Genomic DNA, 17,337 nt, shown 5'->3' with positions numbered 1-17,337 from the left:
GAATATGACTTATAAAGCCATATTGATGCGATTGATGACATAGTTGGGTCAGTTTGAATGTTGTTAAGGTTATGATTTTTATGGCTTTTGATTTTGTAACATTGTATGTAAAACCAAACGCCTGCTATTCATCGTATTAGCTGTAACAGATTCTTACAAATGTCACATTTTTCTTGGTATTAATCTTGTTAGTATAGAAAGTAGAGAAGGCTAGAAAATTTTTTAATAGGTGAAATCGTTATGCAAACGAAGGTACTAAAATGGATATTCCCTGTCGCAGCTATTGTTGTTGGGATGATGGGCGCACAGGGCATCAATGCTTTGGCAAATGAGCCGGGTGCAAAGGAGCAGGTAGATACTAGACCTGTTGTTGCTGTAGAAGCGGTTTCAGCACTTGACCATCAAGTTGTCATTAACAGCTATGGTGAAGTTCAACCTTTTGAAAGTACTAGGCTTTCAGCTCAGGTTTCAGGCGAAGTAGTCGCTTGGCACGACAACTTCGTAACCGGTGGCATTGTCGCCAAAGGCGAAGTGTTACTGAGTATCGAAAAAGATAACTATGAAGCGGCTGTCTTACAAGCAGAAGCGGAAGTAACACGTGCGGAAGCTAAACTGATTGAAGAACAAGCACTTGCAGATGTTGCAGCCGATGAAGCAAAACGTTTCCCAAGTAAAAAACACACCGACTTATTCCTTCGTAAACCGCAGCTTCTAAGTGCTCAAGCCGCTTTAAAGTCAGCTAAAGCAGCACTTAAGCGTGCACAACGAGATTTAGACAACTGTGATGTAGTTGCGCCTTACGATGCGTTAATTGTTTCTCGTGATGTGGGTTTAGGTCAGTTTGTCAGCATGGGTAGCAGTATTGCACAGCTAAATAATATTGAGCATGCGGAAGTGATCATTCCGGTTGCAGGGTTTGACAGCGCTTTTTTACCAGAGCGTATTGAGGGCTTAGATGCGACGATCACTCAGACGGGCTTAAACGGTTTTACCCGCTCTGCAAAAATTCACCGTGATTTAGGTGTGGTTGATAAAGCAACGCGTATGGTAAATCTGGTTGTTAGAATTGCAGATCCATATGGGTTACAGACGCAACAGCCACAAGTGAAGTTTGGCTCATACGTACAAGTAAACTTCTCTGGTAAAACGTTAAATAGCATCTATCGCTTGCCGCAAGATCTGGTCAATAACAACACCGTATGGTTGTTAAATAGCGAAGGCCAACTTGAATCTCGCAAGGTGCAGGTGATCCGTGAAGAAGGTGAATATTTCTACGTGAGCACAGGCCTGAAAGACAACGAAAAACTGGTAACTACTTTGCCTGAATACCCGCAAACCGGTATGTCAGTAAAAGTTGCTGGTTCAGATTCATCTAAAGCTGAAACCACAGACAAGCTTTAAGGAGTAGCAGATGAGTCAAGCTGAACTTGAAAAGCAAACCGGTTTAATTGCTTGGTTTGCGAAAAACTCGGTGGCGGCCAACTTATTGATGGTTTTCATCATCATTATTGGTTTGTACACCTATAACACCATTCAAAGACAGATGTTTCCGAATGTAGAGATTAACTACATTACGGTTGCGGCAAACTACCCGGGTGCTTCACCGCAAGAAATCGAAGAAAGTATTCTGATGAAGATTGAAGAGGCCTTGAAAGATGTCACTGAAATCAAAGAAGGGGTGTACCGCGCAAACCGAAATGGCGGTAGCGCGACGTTAGAAATTGATCCAGACGTTGAACTAACTGACGTGTTAGATAAGGTAAAATTGCGTGTCGATGGCATTGCGACTTTCCCTGCAGCGATGGAACCGGTCACCATTAATCAGATTGAATTCCAGCAGCAAGTCATAGAAATGACTTTATCGGCTGATTTACCGTTGACCGAATTAAAACCGATGGCAAAGCGCATTGAGGATGAGTTATTGCAACTCAACAATGTGTCATTGGTGGACGTGAGTGTCCCTCTAGACGAAATCGCCATTGAGATTAAACCGGATATGCTTCGTCAATATGGCTTAACCATTAATGATGTGGCAAGCACCATTCGTAACTATTCGGCTAACTTTTCAGCAGGTCAGTTACGTACTGACTCAGGCATCATCTCGGTTCGTATTGAAAACCAGTCTTATAATGGCGACGAGTTCCGTCAGCTACCAGTAAAAATTGGTGCGCATGGCGGTAAAGTTCTACTGCGAGATATTGCAGAAATCAAAGATGAATTTACCGAAGGTGAACGTTACTTCAAGCTAAATGGCAAGAACGCGGTATTCATTTCTGTTAAGGCAACCAAAGAGCAAAACATGGTACCGGTTGCTGAGTCGGTTAAGAAATTCATTAAGTTGAAGAATCAAGAGCTACCAGCGGGTGTAGAGCTTAAATCATTGGTTGATATGACTTATTACTTAAATGGTCGTCTAACCATGATGAAGAGCAACTTATTACAAGGTATGTTCTTAGTGGCCTTAATGTTGTTCTTGTTCTTACGATTCAAGCTAGCAATGTGGGTAACCATCGGTATTCCAGTATGTTTCTTGGGTGCGGTTATGTTAATGCCAGTACTGGGTATTACTATTAATGTGACTTCATTATTTGCCTTCATCATGGTATTGGGTATCGTCGTTGATGATGCGATCGTTATAGGTGAAAGTGCTTACACAGAAGTTGAGAAAAAAGGTCCAGGAGTTCACAACGTGATTGTGGGTGCAAAACGCGTTGCTACGCCAGCAACCTTTGGTGTACTGACAACGATGGCTGTATTTGCGCCTCTTATGTTCTCGACAGGGCCTGAGAGTGCCAACTTCATTAATATCGCCGGTGTAGTTCTGCTGTGTCTGTTCTTCAGCTTGATTGAATCTAAACTGATCTTGCCTGCGCATATCGCTGCGATTAAGTTTAAGCCATTAAAAGAAGATAGCTGGCGTCATAAGTTTAATACTAAGTTCTTTGGTTTTGTGAATGGGCCTTATCGTCGTTTTGTGAAACTCTGTGTAGAGTGGCGCTGGACTGTGTTATGTGCTTTTGTTGGTATGTTCATCGCAAGTATTGCTTTGAGCAGCAGTGGTATGTTGCGTACCTTGTTCTTACCAAAGATCCCACATGATTTCCCAAGTATTAATATCACCATGAATGACAATGTGTCTGATGAACAGACCATTGAGGCGATTAGAAAACTTGAAGCTGTGGTGCTGAATGTAGATAAGCAAATTCAGCAAGAGTATGGCGCATCTATGTTACGTGATGTCATGGTATTTAACCAAGGTCGCACTGAAGGCCGTTTACTTGCGCCACTTGTTGATGAAGAAGACCGTCCGTTTAATACCTTTGAATTAACGCGTCGTTGGCGTGAACAACTGCCTGAAATTGCAGGCATGAAGTCAATCCAAATCGACGATGAAGTGATAAACATGGGTAGTAACGGTGATTTCGGTTACCTATTATTTGGTTCTGACATCGATACGCTGAATGCGGCGGGTCGCCAATTAATCAGCATGCTACAAACTGAAAAAGGCATCTTTGATGTGAGTTCAACCATTGACCCTGCAAGTAAAGAGATCCAGCTAGCGCTTAAACCTGTTGCTTATGAGCTGGGGCTAACTTTACGAGATATTGGTTCTCAAGTGGGTGCAAGTTTCTACGGTGGAGAAGCGCAGCGCGTGATCCGTAACGGTGAAGAAGTACGCGTTATGGTGCGTTACCCGAAACTGACTCGTGAAGCATATTCTTCATTAAAGCATACAGTGATTAAAACGCCGCAAGGTCGAGAAGTGATGCTAGGTGATGTTGTTGAGATCTCTGAAAAACCGGGTATCAGTTATATTCGTCGTGAAGACGGTTACCGCACTGTATATGTGTACGGTAATATCGATGAAGAGGTTGTAGAACCTAATGCTGTTACTAAACGCATTGATGATGAAATATTACCTGAGCTTATTAAGGCGTTTCCGTCTGTTAAAACTAAGCTAGGTGGTGCGATTGAAGAGCAGCAAGCGCAAACGAATGAGCAAATCGTATTCTTCATTATTGGTATGCTATTAGTGTATATCTTACTGGCAATTCCGCTTAAGAGTTATTCTCAGCCGTTGATTGTTATGTCAGTTATTCCGTTTAGCTTGGTCGGTGCGTTATGGGGTCACTTAGCATTTGGCTTGGATTTAAGTCTGATGTCACTTTACGGGATCATTGCAGCTGCGGGGGTTGTTATCAATGACTCGCTGGTAATGACTGATTTTGTAAACCAATCTCGTAAAGCGGGTCATTCATTAAAAGAAGCGGTGATTGAAGCTGGTTGTGCAAGATTCCGTGCGATCACGCTTACATCAATTACCACTTTTGTGGGCGTATTGCCGATCATGTTTGAAACTAGCTTACAGGCAATGTTTGTCATTCCAATGGCCGTGTCTCTGGGCTTTGCCGTTGTGTTTGCGACCTTAATCACATTATTGCTGGTACCGTGTTTGTACATCATACTGACTGACATTGGTAATATATTTGGTAAAGTTAGAAGCTTGTTTAAGCGTGCCAATAATGCGCTTAAGCCTAAAGGTAAAGTACAAAATATCTAATACCTTATTTTAGAGAATATCTAGGCCAGCATATGCTGGCCTTTTTTATGTAGAATATGAGTTTATATACAAAAGTAGTAGCTGTTTTTTATTTTGTAGTTAAAAGGTTGAGTTTGGGGTGTCGCTAGCTATAATTTAGCTTCGTTCTTTATTTTGAGATAGTTATGTTTAGGCGCCAATTGATACTTGATGAATGGCAACAGATATCAGTATTAAAACAGAATCGTCACCTGTATGTGGGCGATGCTGTCACTGCGCATTTCTTCACGCTAGAAGGTGAAGTCGAAGCGTTACAGCTCACTTTAAACATTGCTTACAATGCAATGCAAACATCACAATATTGGACGCGAGAACTGGCAAACCTCATTAATTTTCATCTCCCCCTTGTGAAGGTGGGTAAAAAAGCCTTATTAGGTTGGGAAGTGGGCTACGGAGAGTTACCTGTCTTTAGCCACCCAAGTAGTGGTATTACCGAGTTCGAACTCAGCTACCAATGTACGGCCAAGCCGAAAGCGCGAAGTGATGAAGCGCACTCTCAAAACATTTATCCTCAGCAACCGCAAAACTATCAACCAGGTACCAAAGTATGGCATCCAGCAACAGGGCGTTATTACAAGTGCAAAGCTTGGCCATTTAGTGAATATTGTCGTGATACCAGCGGCGACTTCGAGCCTGGAATTGGCGCTTTGTGGGAAATGGCTTGGGAAGTGTGCTGAGGTATATCGCATCCCCTTTTCAGGTAGTTTGACTATGGTACACTGCTGCTAATTAACTTATTTAAGGAAAGGCAAGTGAGTCAGTCTATTTCAGCCCCAATCGCAAAAAAAATCCCCCATGTTTTAGAGACGCATGCAGAGCAACGCGTCGATAACTATTATTGGATGCGCGACGATAATCGCCAAGACCCAGAAATACTGGCGCACTTAGAGGCTGAAAACGACTATCTAAATGCGGTCATGGCACCCCACGATATTTTAAAAGATCAACTGTTTGAAGAAATGAAAGGGCGTATTGTAAAAGACGACAGTTCAGTACCAGTAAAAGATGGTAAATACTGGTATATGAGTGAAGTTGCAGGTGACAACGAATATGCGTTTCACTATCGAGCAGACAATGCCGAGATGCAAAATAAGCAGTTGCTGCTGGATGTCAATGAACTTGCTGTGCCATATGAGTATTATGATATTGGCGATATGGCGGTGAGCCAAAACGATGAACTGATGGCCTATAGCGAAGATACTGATGGCCGACGTATTTATAAAGTTAAGTTTATCAACTTAGAAAGCGGCGAATATCTGTCTGATGAGTTAGAAAATACCGAAGGCCAAGTGGTGTGGGCCAATGACAATCGTACGGTTTTTTATGTAAAAAAAGACCTACAAACCCTACTAGGTTTTCAAGTGTTCAGACATGTTCTGGGCACCCCTCAATCAGATGACGTACTCGTTTATGAAGAGCAAGATCGTCAGTTTTATATGGGCTTAGGAAAAAGTCGTGACGATAGCCAAATCTATATTTATCTAGCAGCAACCGAAACATCAGAACAATGGGCGCTCGATGCTAACAATCCGGAACAGGCATTTGAGTTATTGTGCCCGCGTTTAGAAGGCCATGAGTTTGGTATTGATAAGTTTGCAGAGCAGTACTTCATTGTCTCAAACCACCAAGCGAAAAACTTTAAGCTCTGTACAGCAAAGCTAGAAGACATCGCTGATATTGCAAAGTGGCAGACACAGATTGCACACAGAGGCGATGTATTGATTGAAGGGTTAGAGCTTTTCAATAGCCACTATATTGTGACTGAACGTTATTTAGGGCAAACACGTTTTGTCGTACATGACTATCAGGGTGGTAGCCATACATTGGCATTTAATGATGTGTGTTATAGCGCGCATATGGGCAATAATCCTGAGCCAGAATCAACTGCCGTGCGCATTCATTATTCAAGTCTGACTACGCCGAGTAGCGTGTATGAATGCGACCTAGCCACAGGTGAAAAGCAGTGCTTAAAGCAGCAGCAAGTACTCGGAGGTTTTTCTGCGGATGACTATGCCTCTGAGCGCCTACACATTACGGCGCGAGATGGCGTAAAAGTGCCTGTTTCTTTGGTATATAAAAAGTCATTATTCAAAAAAGATGGCTCTAATCCTATGCTGCAGTATGGCTATGGCGCTTATGGCATCACCATAGATCCAAACTTCTCGAGTAATACTCTGAGTTTATTAGACAGAGGGTTTGTTTATGCCATAGCGCATATTCGCGGCTCTGAAATGTTAGGTCGAGAATGGTACGAGCAAGGCAAAAAAGCCCATAAGCAGAACTCATTTAATGACTTTGAAGATGTGACCCGTAGCCTTGTTGAACAAGGTTATGCTGATGCGCATAAAGTCTTTGCTTCTGGTGGCAGCGCGGGTGGTTTGTTAATGGGGGCAGTGGTAAACCAAGCGCCACAATTGTATTTAGGGGTAGGATGTCACGTGCCATTTTTAGATGTGCTCACGACCATGCTTGATGAGTCAATCCCGCTTACGACGAATGAGTATGACGAGTGGGGTAATCCAAATAACGAAGCTGATTATCAAACCATAAAAGCATATTCACCGTACGATAATCTGAAGCAACAAGCCTATCCAAATATATTAGTCACAACGGGTCTACACGATTCGCAAGTGCAGTATTGGGAGCCGATGAAGTGGGTGGCGAAATTACGTGAAACTAAAACTACAGACTCTTTATTGTTATTCCGAACGGATATGGGGTCTGGTCATGGCGGCGCAAGCGGTCGCTTTAAACGCCTTGAGGAAATTGCCCTAGAACAGGCATTTTTTATTAGCCTGCTTGAACAGGCGTCATGATAAGACGCTATACTTTTAAATGTCTAAGACGGGCTGTGACCTTAACAGCCCTGTTTTAATAGGGGTAAAGATGAAGTTTAAAGCACACGGTTTATGGCGTGTTCATATTGAAAATGCGACGATTTATATTGCGTTGAAAGGTGGGTTCAATCGCGAAGGGGTGATTGATTTTCAAAATGATATTATTAAGCGTGTTATGTCAGAGCCAACACCTTGTGACAGTGCTGTACTGAATTTATCTGAATTTGAAATGAGTACCTCAGATAGTTTGGAGGCAACTAAAGAATATTTCGAAGGGGTAAAGCAACGAGGTTATAAATGGGTCGACTATATAGGTGTGAACCCAATTGCGGAATATAATTTAAAGCAGTTGTGGCAAGGAGCAAAAACAGAGATCTGTTTTTACCCCGATGAGAAGGCTTATATTAGTGCTAAGCCTGAGCATATGAAGCCTTTAACTGAACTATCCCAAATAAGCTTTGAGCATCCACACTAGTTTTTCTTGCTCTTTAATATAGTCGCTCATTAGAGCGGCTGTACCTTCATCTTCTGCATCACTTGCCACACCTAAAATCTCGCGTTGTTGTTTTAATAATAGCGTGAAACCATTCAGTAGTGTTGTCACCGCTTCATTACCATCTGTGATGTTTTTCGCTTCTTGAATTTCAGCACGCTCAAGATAATCGCTAAATGCATGCAGTGGCTGGCCACCTATGGTTAAGATACGTTCCGCTAGCTCATCTACTTTTAACAATAATTGGTCATAAATCTCTTCAAACTTTAGGTGCAGTTCAAAAAAGTTTTTGCCTTTGATATTCCAATGAAAACCACGCGCATTCATGTATTGAATTTGATAATTACTTAATAAGCCATTTAGTTTTACTGCTAGGTCTTCACTTGCTTGTGTTGATAAACCGATATCGCTGAACTGTGTCATGTTATTTACTCCTGTTGTTTGCATGGGAGTAAGTATGGGGTATGTGCTTTGATTGGTCTAACGGGATAAAACAATGACTGCAATTCAAAAAAGCGATTGATTAGGTGTTATTAATCTATGGAATAAAGCTTGCCAACATTAGCTGGTTTGTTTGCTTTTTGACCTGACAATTGATCTATAACAAGTTGGTGATAGGGGGTATAAATACCAGAAATAGAACTTGATTTAGGTCAATAATTGCACAGGCATGACGCGCATAATGACTCTGTAAACAGACAAAAATCAATGGGTGTCATCATGGAACTAAAAACACAATCTCAACATAAAGCAGAAATCACCGTTGTCGTTATCGCGCTACTGGCATTTGTCGTCGGTCTTGTTGGTCATTTAGCAGGTGCGAGTTTCGCAAACTCAGATGCATTTGGTTATATTGCTGCGCCAACGCCACTGATCACAGGCATTATCGCATTTGTGGCTTATAAAATTGCAGAAAAAGGCGATCACTAAGCAAGTACTAAAGTCATTCAGAATCAGTTAGAAGTGATAGTACATAATCGGTGACTTTGCGTGAATAAATCATACTGGTATGGCTAACATGAAATACTTTGTGTTCTGCCATACCCTGTAGTTTTGTCTCTTCTAATAACACTGTGCCATCAGAGCTACTGCCTTTTTGCAAGATGGGCATCAGTCCCAAAGGTAAATCACCTGCAATGCTGTAAAGCCTTGCCTTGTAAGGCCAATCTTGGTTGTCTGAGACCAAAAACTCCACACTGTTTTTTAAAAAAACATCGAGCCCTTTTTCATGCATCTGTTTGGCAAATATACTGCCTTTGTGGGGCGTGCCCAAGGTAATGACCTTCTCAACCTGCTCACTGGTAGCTGAGTGGTTATCTAAGTATGCACGCGCAATTAATCCGCCCATTGAGTGGCAAACTAGCGCAGCGCTATCATTACCAATAAAGTCATCGATTTGAGAGAAGATCTCTGATTTATCAGGGCTAAGGGTATTGTAAGTAAGATTTAAAATCTCAAACTGATGTTTTTTAAGTTTGTTGCACAATGGCTGCATCACGAAGCCAGACATATAAAGCCCATGCAAAACGATGATTTTATGTATTGCCATTGTGCCTCCAATTTAAGCCTTCCCTGTTTCGTTGAGATTACTCTAACAAGTGAAACTGAGCCGGCGCTTAATTAATCGTTGAAAAGCAATTACAGTTTAAGTTTTACCAATGATAACCACTATTTCAAGATGGTAGGGATAATGTGCACACTTTGTTCTTCATCGCTTACCCAAATTTCACCATCTTGCACTGTCACGGTTAAATTCATGCCACGTTTTGCCATCGTCGCAAGTTGTGATGTTGCTTCATACGGTAAACTGATAACCGATAGATTATCGTGGCTATAAAGCTTAGGCTGATTCTTTTGCCACCAAATCTCTTGGTTGTTTTCGCCATAACAATAAAGCACAACGTCTTTAGCGCGATTACAGGCTTTCTTAACGCGCTTTTCATCAGGCAGACCCAGCTCTATCCAAAGTTCAATCTCTTCATTATAGTTTTTTAACCAAACTTCAGGCTCATCATCAGCACATAGACCTTTGGTGAATTCCAAGCGTTCTTGGTAGTGAAGCGCAAATGCTAAAATGCGGATCATTAAGCGCTGTTCATTTTCAGAAGGGTGTTGCGCTACCGTTAGAGAGAGTGTTTCGTATACGTGTTTATCCATATCGCTCAAAGCGAGTTGCGCTTTGATGATGGTCGATTTTAAAGCCATTGTCTTCGTTCATGCTAATAAGAATGGCAGCAGTATACATGAGCAAGTGCGTTTAAATACGATTTTATCAACGAGGTTGTTTAGTGTTTTTGCTGATTTTTGCGTAAAATAGCGCAATCAATTTTTGTCGAACAGAATTTAGGAGCGCAAATATGGCCATTCAGTGGTTTCCTGGGCATATGAACAAGGCTCGCAATGAGATTAAAGAGATCATGCCGCAGATGGATGTGATTATCGAAGTTTTAGATGCGAGGATCCCGTATAGCAGTGAAAACCCAATGGTGTCTGCGCTTCGCGGTGATAAGCCGGTCATCAAAATTATGAACAAAGCTGACTTGGCTGACCCTGAGCTTACCAAGCAGTGGATGGACTATTTTGAACAAGAAAGTGGTGTAAAAGCCATTGCGTTTGGTCATGATAAAGGTGCCGAAGTTGCCAAAGTAAACGAGCTTTGTAAAAAGCTCGCTCCACATAAAGTGGGTGCAGATAAGCAGCTAAAAGCCATGATCATGGGGATTCCTAATGTAGGGAAGTCGACTTTAATCAACCACCTTGCTGGTCGTATCGTGGCGAAAACTGGTAATGAACCTGCGGTGACCAAATCTCAGCAGCGTATTCGTCTAGAAGATGGCATCATGCTGTATGACACACCTGGCATGCTATGGCCGAAAGTTGAAAATGAAAATTCGGGTTATCGTCTAGCGGCGACTGGTGCAGTAAAAGACACGGCGATGAACTACGAAGAAGTCGCCAGCTTTACCGCTGAATACTTGCTAACTGCTTACCCTGAGTTATTAAAGTCACGTTATAAAATTGATGAATTGCCGGAGCAAGATTGGGAGTTCGTCGAAATGGCGGGCCGTAAGCGTGGTTGTATTCGCGGTGGCAACCAAGTTGATACCCATAAGATGTCTGAAATTCTAATCAATGAATTACGAGATGCCATTATTGGTCGTATCACCATGGAAACACCTATCATGCGTGATGAAGAAGAAATTATGGTTGCTGAGCTGCGCGCCGCAGCGGAAGCAAAGAAAGCCGCAAAAGAAGAAGAGAAAAAATTACGCAGAGCAAGAGCGCGTAAGAACCGCCGCTAAAACACTCACGTATATTGCAGACATAAAAAAAGCCCTTTCAGGGCTTTTTGTGTTTCATATCTACCGTCACCGATATGAGCAATGTAGCAAGTAAAATGTGTTTGGAGAAAAGTGAAGATATCGCGAGGGGCGTTGCGATATCTCACTCCCTACCATGGCTTTAACGTGGCAACACGTGTTTCGGGTCGAGAAACAAATTAGAGTAAAGTAACAAAGTAAGCCGTCAATCTCGCTTTGTTGAGATTGATTATCAGTTAGATTATCGAGTGTGTCAACAGTCTTTTTGAAAATAATTCTCATTTATTTTTGGGTGGCTAAACTCGGGAATTGCAGGCATAAAAAAAGCCCAATTATGGGCTTTTTGACTTTTCATATCTACCGTCACCGATATGAGCAATGTAGCAAGTAAAATGGGTTTGGCCGCCAACACTGGATAACAAGGGGCGCGTTAAAAAGTGTTATTGGCCAATGCTGTTAACGTGTGTGCATCACGAATTCTGGGTCGAGAAACAAGATTCAGTAGCGTGCCTTGTCTTGTTGAGATTGATTATTAGTTAGATTTATAAATGTGTCAACAATTATTTGAAAATAATTCTCATTTAGATCTTTTATGATGAAAACATGAAACTTAGACATAAAAAAAGCCCAATTAAGGGCTTTTTGACTTTTCATATCTACCGTCACCGATATGAGCAATGTAGCAAGTAAAATAAGTTCGGCCGCTAACTCAGCAAAAAACAGGGGCGTGTTAATTTGAGTTCTTGGCCTGCAATGTTAGCGTGTATGCATCACGTATTCTGGGTCGAGAAACAAGATTGTGTATCGTGCTGTCGTCTTGTTGAGATTGATTATTAGTTAGAATTGTAAAGGTGTCAACACTTATTTGAAAATAATTCTCATTTAGCTTTGGGCGGAGTTGTAAGTACGTTTTATATACTGAGCTGTGTACTTTTCAAACTGAATCTCCTAACGTGTGGTTAACTTTTAAATAAAAATAAAAAATGAACAGGTGACATTATGTTGAGTTCAATGGGTCTAGCACTTGCCCTTATTGCTTTAATTGTCTTGACGCTTAGGGGTGTGAATTTATTTATTTCTGCTCCTTTGTGTGCTGTGGTTGTGGCGTTATCGAGTGGCCTACCTTTATTCCAAATCAGTGATCAAGCAAGCTTTGTATCGGGTTACATGAGTGGTTTTGCAGGCTTTGTACAAGCTTGGTTTTTGATGTTCTTGCTGGGCTCTTTGTTTGGTAAGTTGATGGAAGACAGTGGCGCGGCAGATGCAGTTGCTCGCTATATAGTTAACAAGCTAGGTATGAAGTATGCGGTGTTGGCCGTTGTACTTGCTTGTGCTTTGCTCACGTATGGTGGAGTGAGCGTTTTCATTGTGGCATTTTCGGTGTACCCAATGGCGCTCAGTCTATTTAAAGATGCGAACTTGCCGCGTCGATTTATTCCTGCTGCATTGGCATTTGGGTCTGTTACTTTCACCATGACATCAGCAGGTTCCCCTGAAATTCAAAACTGGATCCCGATTAAATACCTAGGTACGTCACCTTATGCAGCGTGGCAAGAGAGTTTGGTTATTGCCATATTCATGGCGGGGCTCGGGTATGTATTACTGCAGTATATGATTAAACGTGCCGTGGCAAACGGGGAGCAGTTTGAAGCGCGAGATAATGACCCCGAAGCAACACGCAACAAGCTGCCAAATCCTATTACGGGTGTGATCCCTTTGTTGGTCGTGCTGGCGCTATCTTTTACCTTACATGAAACACTGCAGCAAAATGCCTTAATTGTGGCTTTGCTTGGGGGGGTGATCAGCCTGTTTATTATTAACTTTAAATACTTTATTAATATTGAAGCTGCGGTGAATCAAGCAACAACAGGCGCTTTAGTTGCAATAGGTAATACGGCAGCTGTTGTTGGCTTTGGCGCAGTGGCTAAGCTAACCCCTGCATTTCAAGATGCCGTGGTTATGATGACGCAGATCCCCGGGCATGAACTGATAGGTGCCGCGATAGCGGTGAGTGTGATTGCCGGCTTAACAGGCTCAGCATCTGGTGGCCAAGCCATTGCTTTACCTTTGGTGGCGCCACATTATATGGACTTGGGTGTTGAGGCTGATGAATTGCACCGTGTAGTAGCAATAAGCTCAGGCGCCATTGATACTTTGCCACATAATGGTTATGTGGTGACAACCATACGTGCGATTTGCGGAGAAAAACACCAAGACGCTTATTGGCCTTTAGCCATGCTCACTGTGGTCGTGCCGTTAATTGGCTTGGCGTTGATATTAGGATTATTTATTGTTTTTTAACTTTGCTTACAATTTAAGGCTGTTAAAAGTGGCGTTTTTGGGCGCAAGATAACAGCCACTATCATGTTCAATCTAGAAGGATTACACAATGCGATGTCATGAAATTGATTATGAAATAATCGGCGAGTCAATGCAGATGGTCGAAGTCGAACTAGACCCGCGAGAAACCGTTATCGCGGAAGCTGGCGCAATGAACTATATGGAAAGCGGCATTGAGTTTGAAGCCAAAATGGGGGATGGTTCAGAGCCTGAACAGGGTTTTATGAGTAAGCTATTCAGTGCGGGTAAGCGGATGATCAGTGGTGAGTCGCTGTTTATGACGCACTTTACAAATAGTGGGCATGGCAAAAAGCGTGTCGCATTTGCTGCGCCTTTCCCTGGTTCCATCATACCTTTAGATATGGCCGAGCTTGGTGGTTCTGTTTATTTGCAAAAAGACTCTTTTCTGTGTGCAGCTTTAGGCACCAAAGTTGACATCGCATTTCAACGTAAACTTGGCGCAGGCTTTTTTGGCGGCGAAGGCTTTATTCTTGAGCACTTGCAAGGTGATGGTATGGCCTTTGCCCATGCAGGCGGTACGGTCATCAAAAAGCAACTTAATAATGACACATTGAAATTAGATACAGGCTGTGTGGTCGGATTCAGTGAAGGCATTGAGTTTGATATTGAGCGTGTCAGTGGTCTAAAAAGTATGTTCTTTGGCGGTGAAGGACTATTTCTAGCGACGTTGTCGGGTACCGGCACTGTGTGGATCCAAAGTTTACCTTTCTCAAGGTTGGCCGACAGAGTGATCCAACATGCACCAAGTCAAGGAGGTAGTCGTCAAGGTGAGGGCTCAGTGCTAGGTTCAATTGGTGACATAATTGATGGCGACTAGCCTTAGAAACCCTTTTATTTAAGCGCTTTTCGGCCTCATTCGATTTAAATGTATCGAGTGAGGCGTATTTCTTTTCAAGAAAAATCACTTTTTAGCAAATTGTCTGCATTTTAGACGATATCTAGGATGATGTTCACCGAAAGAGGTGATATACTCCCGCCGAATAATTTTCTACTTTAAATAGAGTAAAACAATGGCAGATTTATCGAAATACAGAAACATTGGTATTTTCGCGCACGTTGATGCGGGTAAAACTACCACCACTGAGCGTATCCTAAAGCTTACTGGTAAAATTCACAAAACTGGTGAGGTTCACGACGGTGAGTCAACTACTGACTTCATGGAACAGGAAGCTGAGCGTGGTATTACAATCCAATCAGCAGCTGTAACTTGTGAGTGGAAAGGCCACCGTTTAAACGTTATCGATACTCCTGGACACGTTGACTTCACAGTTGAAGTATACCGTTCACTTAAAGTACTTGATGGCGGTATCGGTGTATTCTGTGGTTCTGGTGGTGTTGAGCCACAGTCAGAAACTAACTGGCGTTATGCGAACGAATCAGAAGTTGCACGTTGTATCTTCGTAAACAAACTAGACCGTATGGGTGCTGACTTCTACCGCGTAGTTGGTCAGGTTGAGAAAGTACTTGGTGCTAACCCACTAGTTATGACTCTTCCAATCGGTATCGAAGACCAGTTCACTGGTGTTGTAGACGTACTAGAGAAAAAAGCATACATCTGGGACGAGACAGGCCTTCCTGAAAACTACGAAATCACTGACGTTCCAGCTGATATGGTAGACAAAGTTGAAGAATACCATGAGATGCTAGTTGAGTCTGCGGTTGAGCAAGACGATGACCTAATGGAAGCGTACATGGAAGGTGAAGAGCCTTCACTAGAGCAAATCAAAGCTTGTATCCGTAAAGGTACACGTGACCTTGCTTTCTTCCCAACTTTCTGTGGTTCTGCATTCAAGAACAAAGGTATGCAGCTAGTTCTAGACGCAGTTGTTGACTACCTACCGTCTCCAACTGAAGTTGATCCACAGCCTCTAACTGACAAAGACACAGGTGAGCCTACTGGTGAAGTAGCAACTGTTTCTGCAGAAGAGCCACTTAAAGCGCTTGCGTTCAAAATCATGGACGACCGTTTCGGTGCACTTACGTTCATCCGTATCTACTCTGGTCGCATGAAGAAGGGTGACACAGTACTTAACTCTGCAACTGGTAAAACAGAGCGTATCGGCCGTATGGTTGAGATGCAAGCAGACGAGCGTAACGAACTGACTGAAGCACAAGCGGGTGACATCATCGCGGTTGTTGGTATGAAGAACGTTCAAACAGGTCACACGCTTTGTGATCCTAAGCACGAATGTACACTAGAAGCGATGATCTTCCCTGATCCAGTAATCTCTATCGCTGTTGCACCTAAAGATAAAGGTGGTAACGAGAAGATGGGTATCGCGATCGGTAAGATGGTTGCAGAAGATCCGTCATTCCAGGTTGAGACTGACGAAGATTCAGGTGAAACTATCCTTAAAGGTATGGGTGAATTACACCTAGACATCAAGGTAGACATCCTTAAGCGTACTTACGGCGTTGAGCTAGTTGTTGGTCAGCCTCAGGTTGCTTACCGTGAAACTATCACGCAAGAAATCGAAGACAGCTACACGCACAAGAAGCAGTCTGGTGGTTCTGGTCAGTTCGGTAAGATTGATTACCGCATCAAGCCAGGCGAAGTTGGTTCAGGCTTCACATTCTCTTCATCAGTTGTTGGTGGTAACGTTCCTAAAGAATTCTGGCCTGCAGTTGAGAAAGGCTTTGCATCAATGATGCAAGAAGGTGTTCTAGCGGGCTTCCCTGTACTAGACGTTGAAGTTGAGCTATTCGATGGTGCTTTCCACGCAGTTGACTCATCAGCAATCGCGTTCGAAATCGCAGCTAAAGGCGCTTTCCGTCAGTCTATCCCTAAAGCGGGTGCACAACTTCTTGAGCCAATCATGAAAGTTGACGTATTCACGCCTGAAGACAACGTAGGTGACGTAATCGGTGACCTTAACCGTCGTCGTGGTATGATCAAAGACCAAGAAGCTGGCGCAATGGGCGTTCGTATCAAGGGTGAAGTACCTCTATCTGAAATGTTCGGATACATTGGTCACCTACGTACTATCACGTCTGGTCGTGGTCAGTTCTCAATGGAATTCTCTCACTACGCACCATGTCCGCAAAACGTTGCTGACACTGTAATCGCAGCTGAGAAAGAGAAAAAAGCAGCTAAGTAATTAGCCCTTTTTATCTGATTTTAAAAACCGCTTGTTTTACAAGCGGTTTTTTTATGCCCGCAATATCTCATTCTATTTTCGTATAAAACATAGTTGAAAAAGGGACATTGGCTAAGTATTATGCCGATTCTTCAAATAGTGTAACTATTTTAGTACCAGCTTTGTGATACGTATAATGGAGTCGTGTTGTGCACACTGTGGATTTAAATTCGAATAAAATATTGCTTCTAATTAGCTTCTCATTAGGTCTGTTCTGTTTAGTGCTCGTCAATTTTGAGCTCGTGACATTTCAACTACTTAAGTGGTTGGGTTTAGTTTTGGTGTCATCTAGTGTTATTGTGGCAACGCTTCAGCAAAAAAATAAGCTGTTTGTGCACATTGATAAAGCGGGTATCAGTTATGGTATTGGCTTTACAGTGAGATATATTCATCAAGAGTCTATTGAAGCAATTTCATCTCACACAAGCTTATTTGGAGATGTGCTGACGGTAAGAACTCGAGATAATCGTGTGGTCCGTTTTTACGCTTGGCAGGTCAGTGAGGCTGATTTGTCAAAAGCAGAGCGTTTACTTGCTTTATAGTTTTTATAAAAAATGCGCCCTAAGGCGCATTTTTTTATGTTGTTAAT

14 protein-coding genes are annotated in these 17,337 nt (G+C 42.5%); 11 read left to right on the top strand and 3 right to left on the bottom strand.

Features of this window, described 5'->3' with window-relative positions; genetic code table 11:
- Nucleotides 1–240: 240 nt before the first annotated feature.
- The 5 genes from ACXAC4_RS16605 to ACXAC4_RS16585 all read left to right on the top strand — a co-directional run bounded on the left by ACXAC4_RS16605 (nt 241) and on the right by ACXAC4_RS16585 (nt 7,912).
- Nucleotides 241–1,401, top strand: coding sequence for an efflux RND transporter periplasmic adaptor subunit (locus tag ACXAC4_RS16605; protein ID WP_475163525.1), 1,161 nt, complete (start codon nt 241–243; stop codon nt 1,399–1,401).
- A gap of 10 nt (nt 1,402–1,411) precedes the next feature.
- Nucleotides 1,412–4,561: an efflux RND transporter permease subunit gene (locus ACXAC4_RS16600; protein WP_475163524.1), complete on the top strand. Its 3,150-nt coding sequence runs from the start codon at nt 1,412–1,414 to the stop codon at nt 4,559–4,561.
- A gap of 164 nt (nt 4,562–4,725) precedes the next feature.
- A complete protein-coding gene (locus tag ACXAC4_RS16595; RefSeq protein WP_475163523.1) occupies nt 4,726–5,277 on the top strand; it encodes a hypothetical protein in 552 nt (183 codons plus the stop codon).
- A gap of 75 nt (nt 5,278–5,352) precedes the next feature.
- Nucleotides 5,353–7,416, top strand: coding sequence for a S9 family peptidase (locus tag ACXAC4_RS16590; protein ID WP_475163521.1), 2,064 nt, complete (start codon nt 5,353–5,355; stop codon nt 7,414–7,416).
- Between the two features lie 70 nt (nt 7,417–7,486).
- Nucleotides 7,487–7,912: a hypothetical protein gene (locus tag ACXAC4_RS16585; RefSeq protein WP_475163520.1), complete on the top strand. Its 426-nt coding sequence runs from the start codon at nt 7,487–7,489 to the stop codon at nt 7,910–7,912.
- On the opposite strand, the gene ACXAC4_RS16580 is transcribed toward ACXAC4_RS16585, so the two are convergent.
- The gene (locus tag ACXAC4_RS16580) at nt 7,880–8,353 is read right to left on the bottom strand and encodes a Dps family protein (protein WP_475163519.1); all 474 of its coding nucleotides are present in this window, start codon (nt 8,351–8,353) and stop codon (nt 7,880–7,882) included. The genes ACXAC4_RS16585 and ACXAC4_RS16580 overlap by 33 nt on opposite strands.
- A gap of 297 nt (nt 8,354–8,650) precedes the next feature.
- On the opposite strand from ACXAC4_RS16580, the gene ACXAC4_RS16575 reads away from it, so the two are divergent.
- A complete protein-coding gene (locus tag ACXAC4_RS16575; protein WP_130255402.1) occupies nt 8,651–8,860 on the top strand; it encodes a hypothetical protein in 210 nt (69 codons plus the stop codon).
- A 13-nt stretch (nt 8,861–8,873) separates the two neighbouring features.
- On the opposite strand, the gene ACXAC4_RS16570 is transcribed toward ACXAC4_RS16575, so the two are convergent.
- Entirely contained in the window at nt 8,874–9,479 is a 606-nt protein-coding gene (locus tag ACXAC4_RS16570; RefSeq protein WP_130255403.1) for a PGAP1-like alpha/beta domain-containing protein, read from the bottom strand.
- Nucleotides 9,480–9,598: 119 nt separating this feature from the next.
- Nucleotides 9,599–10,135 (bottom strand): YaeQ family protein, encoded by a 537-nt coding sequence (locus tag ACXAC4_RS16565; protein ID WP_475163517.1) that lies wholly within the window; start codon nt 10,133–10,135, stop codon nt 9,599–9,601.
- 152 nt (nt 10,136–10,287) lie between these two features.
- Here ACXAC4_RS16565 and ylqF point away from each other — a divergent pair, with 152 nt between their 5' ends.
- The 5 genes from ylqF to ACXAC4_RS16540 all read left to right on the top strand — a co-directional run bounded on the left by ylqF (nt 10,288) and on the right by ACXAC4_RS16540 (nt 17,290).
- Nucleotides 10,288–11,232: a ribosome biogenesis GTPase YlqF gene (gene ylqF, locus ACXAC4_RS16560; RefSeq protein WP_475163516.1), complete on the top strand. Its 945-nt coding sequence runs from the start codon at nt 10,288–10,290 to the stop codon at nt 11,230–11,232.
- 1,017 nt (nt 11,233–12,249) lie between these two features.
- Nucleotides 12,250–13,551 (top strand): GntP family permease, encoded by a 1,302-nt coding sequence (locus ACXAC4_RS16555; protein ID WP_475163514.1) that lies wholly within the window; start codon nt 12,250–12,252, stop codon nt 13,549–13,551.
- An 88-nt stretch (nt 13,552–13,639) separates the two neighbouring features.
- Nucleotides 13,640–14,428, top strand: coding sequence for a TIGR00266 family protein (locus ACXAC4_RS16550; RefSeq protein WP_058031343.1), 789 nt, complete (start codon nt 13,640–13,642; stop codon nt 14,426–14,428).
- Nucleotides 14,429–14,621: 193 nt separating this feature from the next.
- Nucleotides 14,622–16,709: an elongation factor G gene (fusA, locus tag ACXAC4_RS16545; RefSeq protein ID WP_475163513.1), complete on the top strand. Its 2,088-nt coding sequence runs from the start codon at nt 14,622–14,624 to the stop codon at nt 16,707–16,709.
- 188 nt (nt 16,710–16,897) lie between these two features.
- Nucleotides 16,898–17,290 (top strand): hypothetical protein, encoded by a 393-nt coding sequence (locus tag ACXAC4_RS16540; RefSeq protein ID WP_475163512.1) that lies wholly within the window; start codon nt 16,898–16,900, stop codon nt 17,288–17,290.
- Nucleotides 17,291–17,337: the final 47 nt, after the last annotated feature.

This window comes from Pseudoalteromonas sp. AWM4_233, from assembly GCF_056158285.1.
This window is presented reverse-complemented; position numbering and strand designations above follow the sequence as displayed.

Bases quoted from the DNA above. Each gene is read 5' to 3' on its own strand.
- ACXAC4_RS16575 (WP_130255402.1), top strand. From the start codon at position 8,651: ATGGAACTAAAAACACAATCTCAACATAAAGCAGAAATCACCGTTGTC.
- ACXAC4_RS16595 (WP_475163523.1), top strand. From the start codon at position 4,726: ATGTTTAGGCGCCAATTGATACTTGATGAATGGCAACAGATATCAGTA.
- ACXAC4_RS16580 (WP_475163519.1), bottom strand. From the start codon at position 8,353: ATGACACAGTTCAGCGATATCGGTTTATCAACACAAGCAAGTGAAGAC.
- ACXAC4_RS16565 (WP_475163517.1), bottom strand. From the start codon at position 10,135: ATGGCTTTAAAATCGACCATCATCAAAGCGCAACTCGCTTTGAGCGAT.
- ACXAC4_RS16550 (WP_058031343.1), top strand. From the start codon at position 13,640: ATGCGATGTCATGAAATTGATTATGAAATAATCGGCGAGTCAATGCAG.
- ACXAC4_RS16605 (WP_475163525.1), top strand. From the start codon at position 241: ATGCAAACGAAGGTACTAAAATGGATATTCCCTGTCGCAGCTATTGTT.
- fusA (WP_475163513.1), top strand. From the start codon at position 14,622: ATGGCAGATTTATCGAAATACAGAAACATTGGTATTTTCGCGCACGTT.
- ACXAC4_RS16600 (WP_475163524.1), top strand. From the start codon at position 1,412: ATGAGTCAAGCTGAACTTGAAAAGCAAACCGGTTTAATTGCTTGGTTT.
- ACXAC4_RS16570 (WP_130255403.1), bottom strand. From the start codon at position 9,479: ATGGCAATACATAAAATCATCGTTTTGCATGGGCTTTATATGTCTGGC.
- ACXAC4_RS16585 (WP_475163520.1), top strand. From the start codon at position 7,487: ATGAAGTTTAAAGCACACGGTTTATGGCGTGTTCATATTGAAAATGCG.
- ylqF (WP_475163516.1), top strand. From the start codon at position 10,288: ATGGCCATTCAGTGGTTTCCTGGGCATATGAACAAGGCTCGCAATGAG.
- ACXAC4_RS16555 (WP_475163514.1), top strand. From the start codon at position 12,250: ATGTTGAGTTCAATGGGTCTAGCACTTGCCCTTATTGCTTTAATTGTC.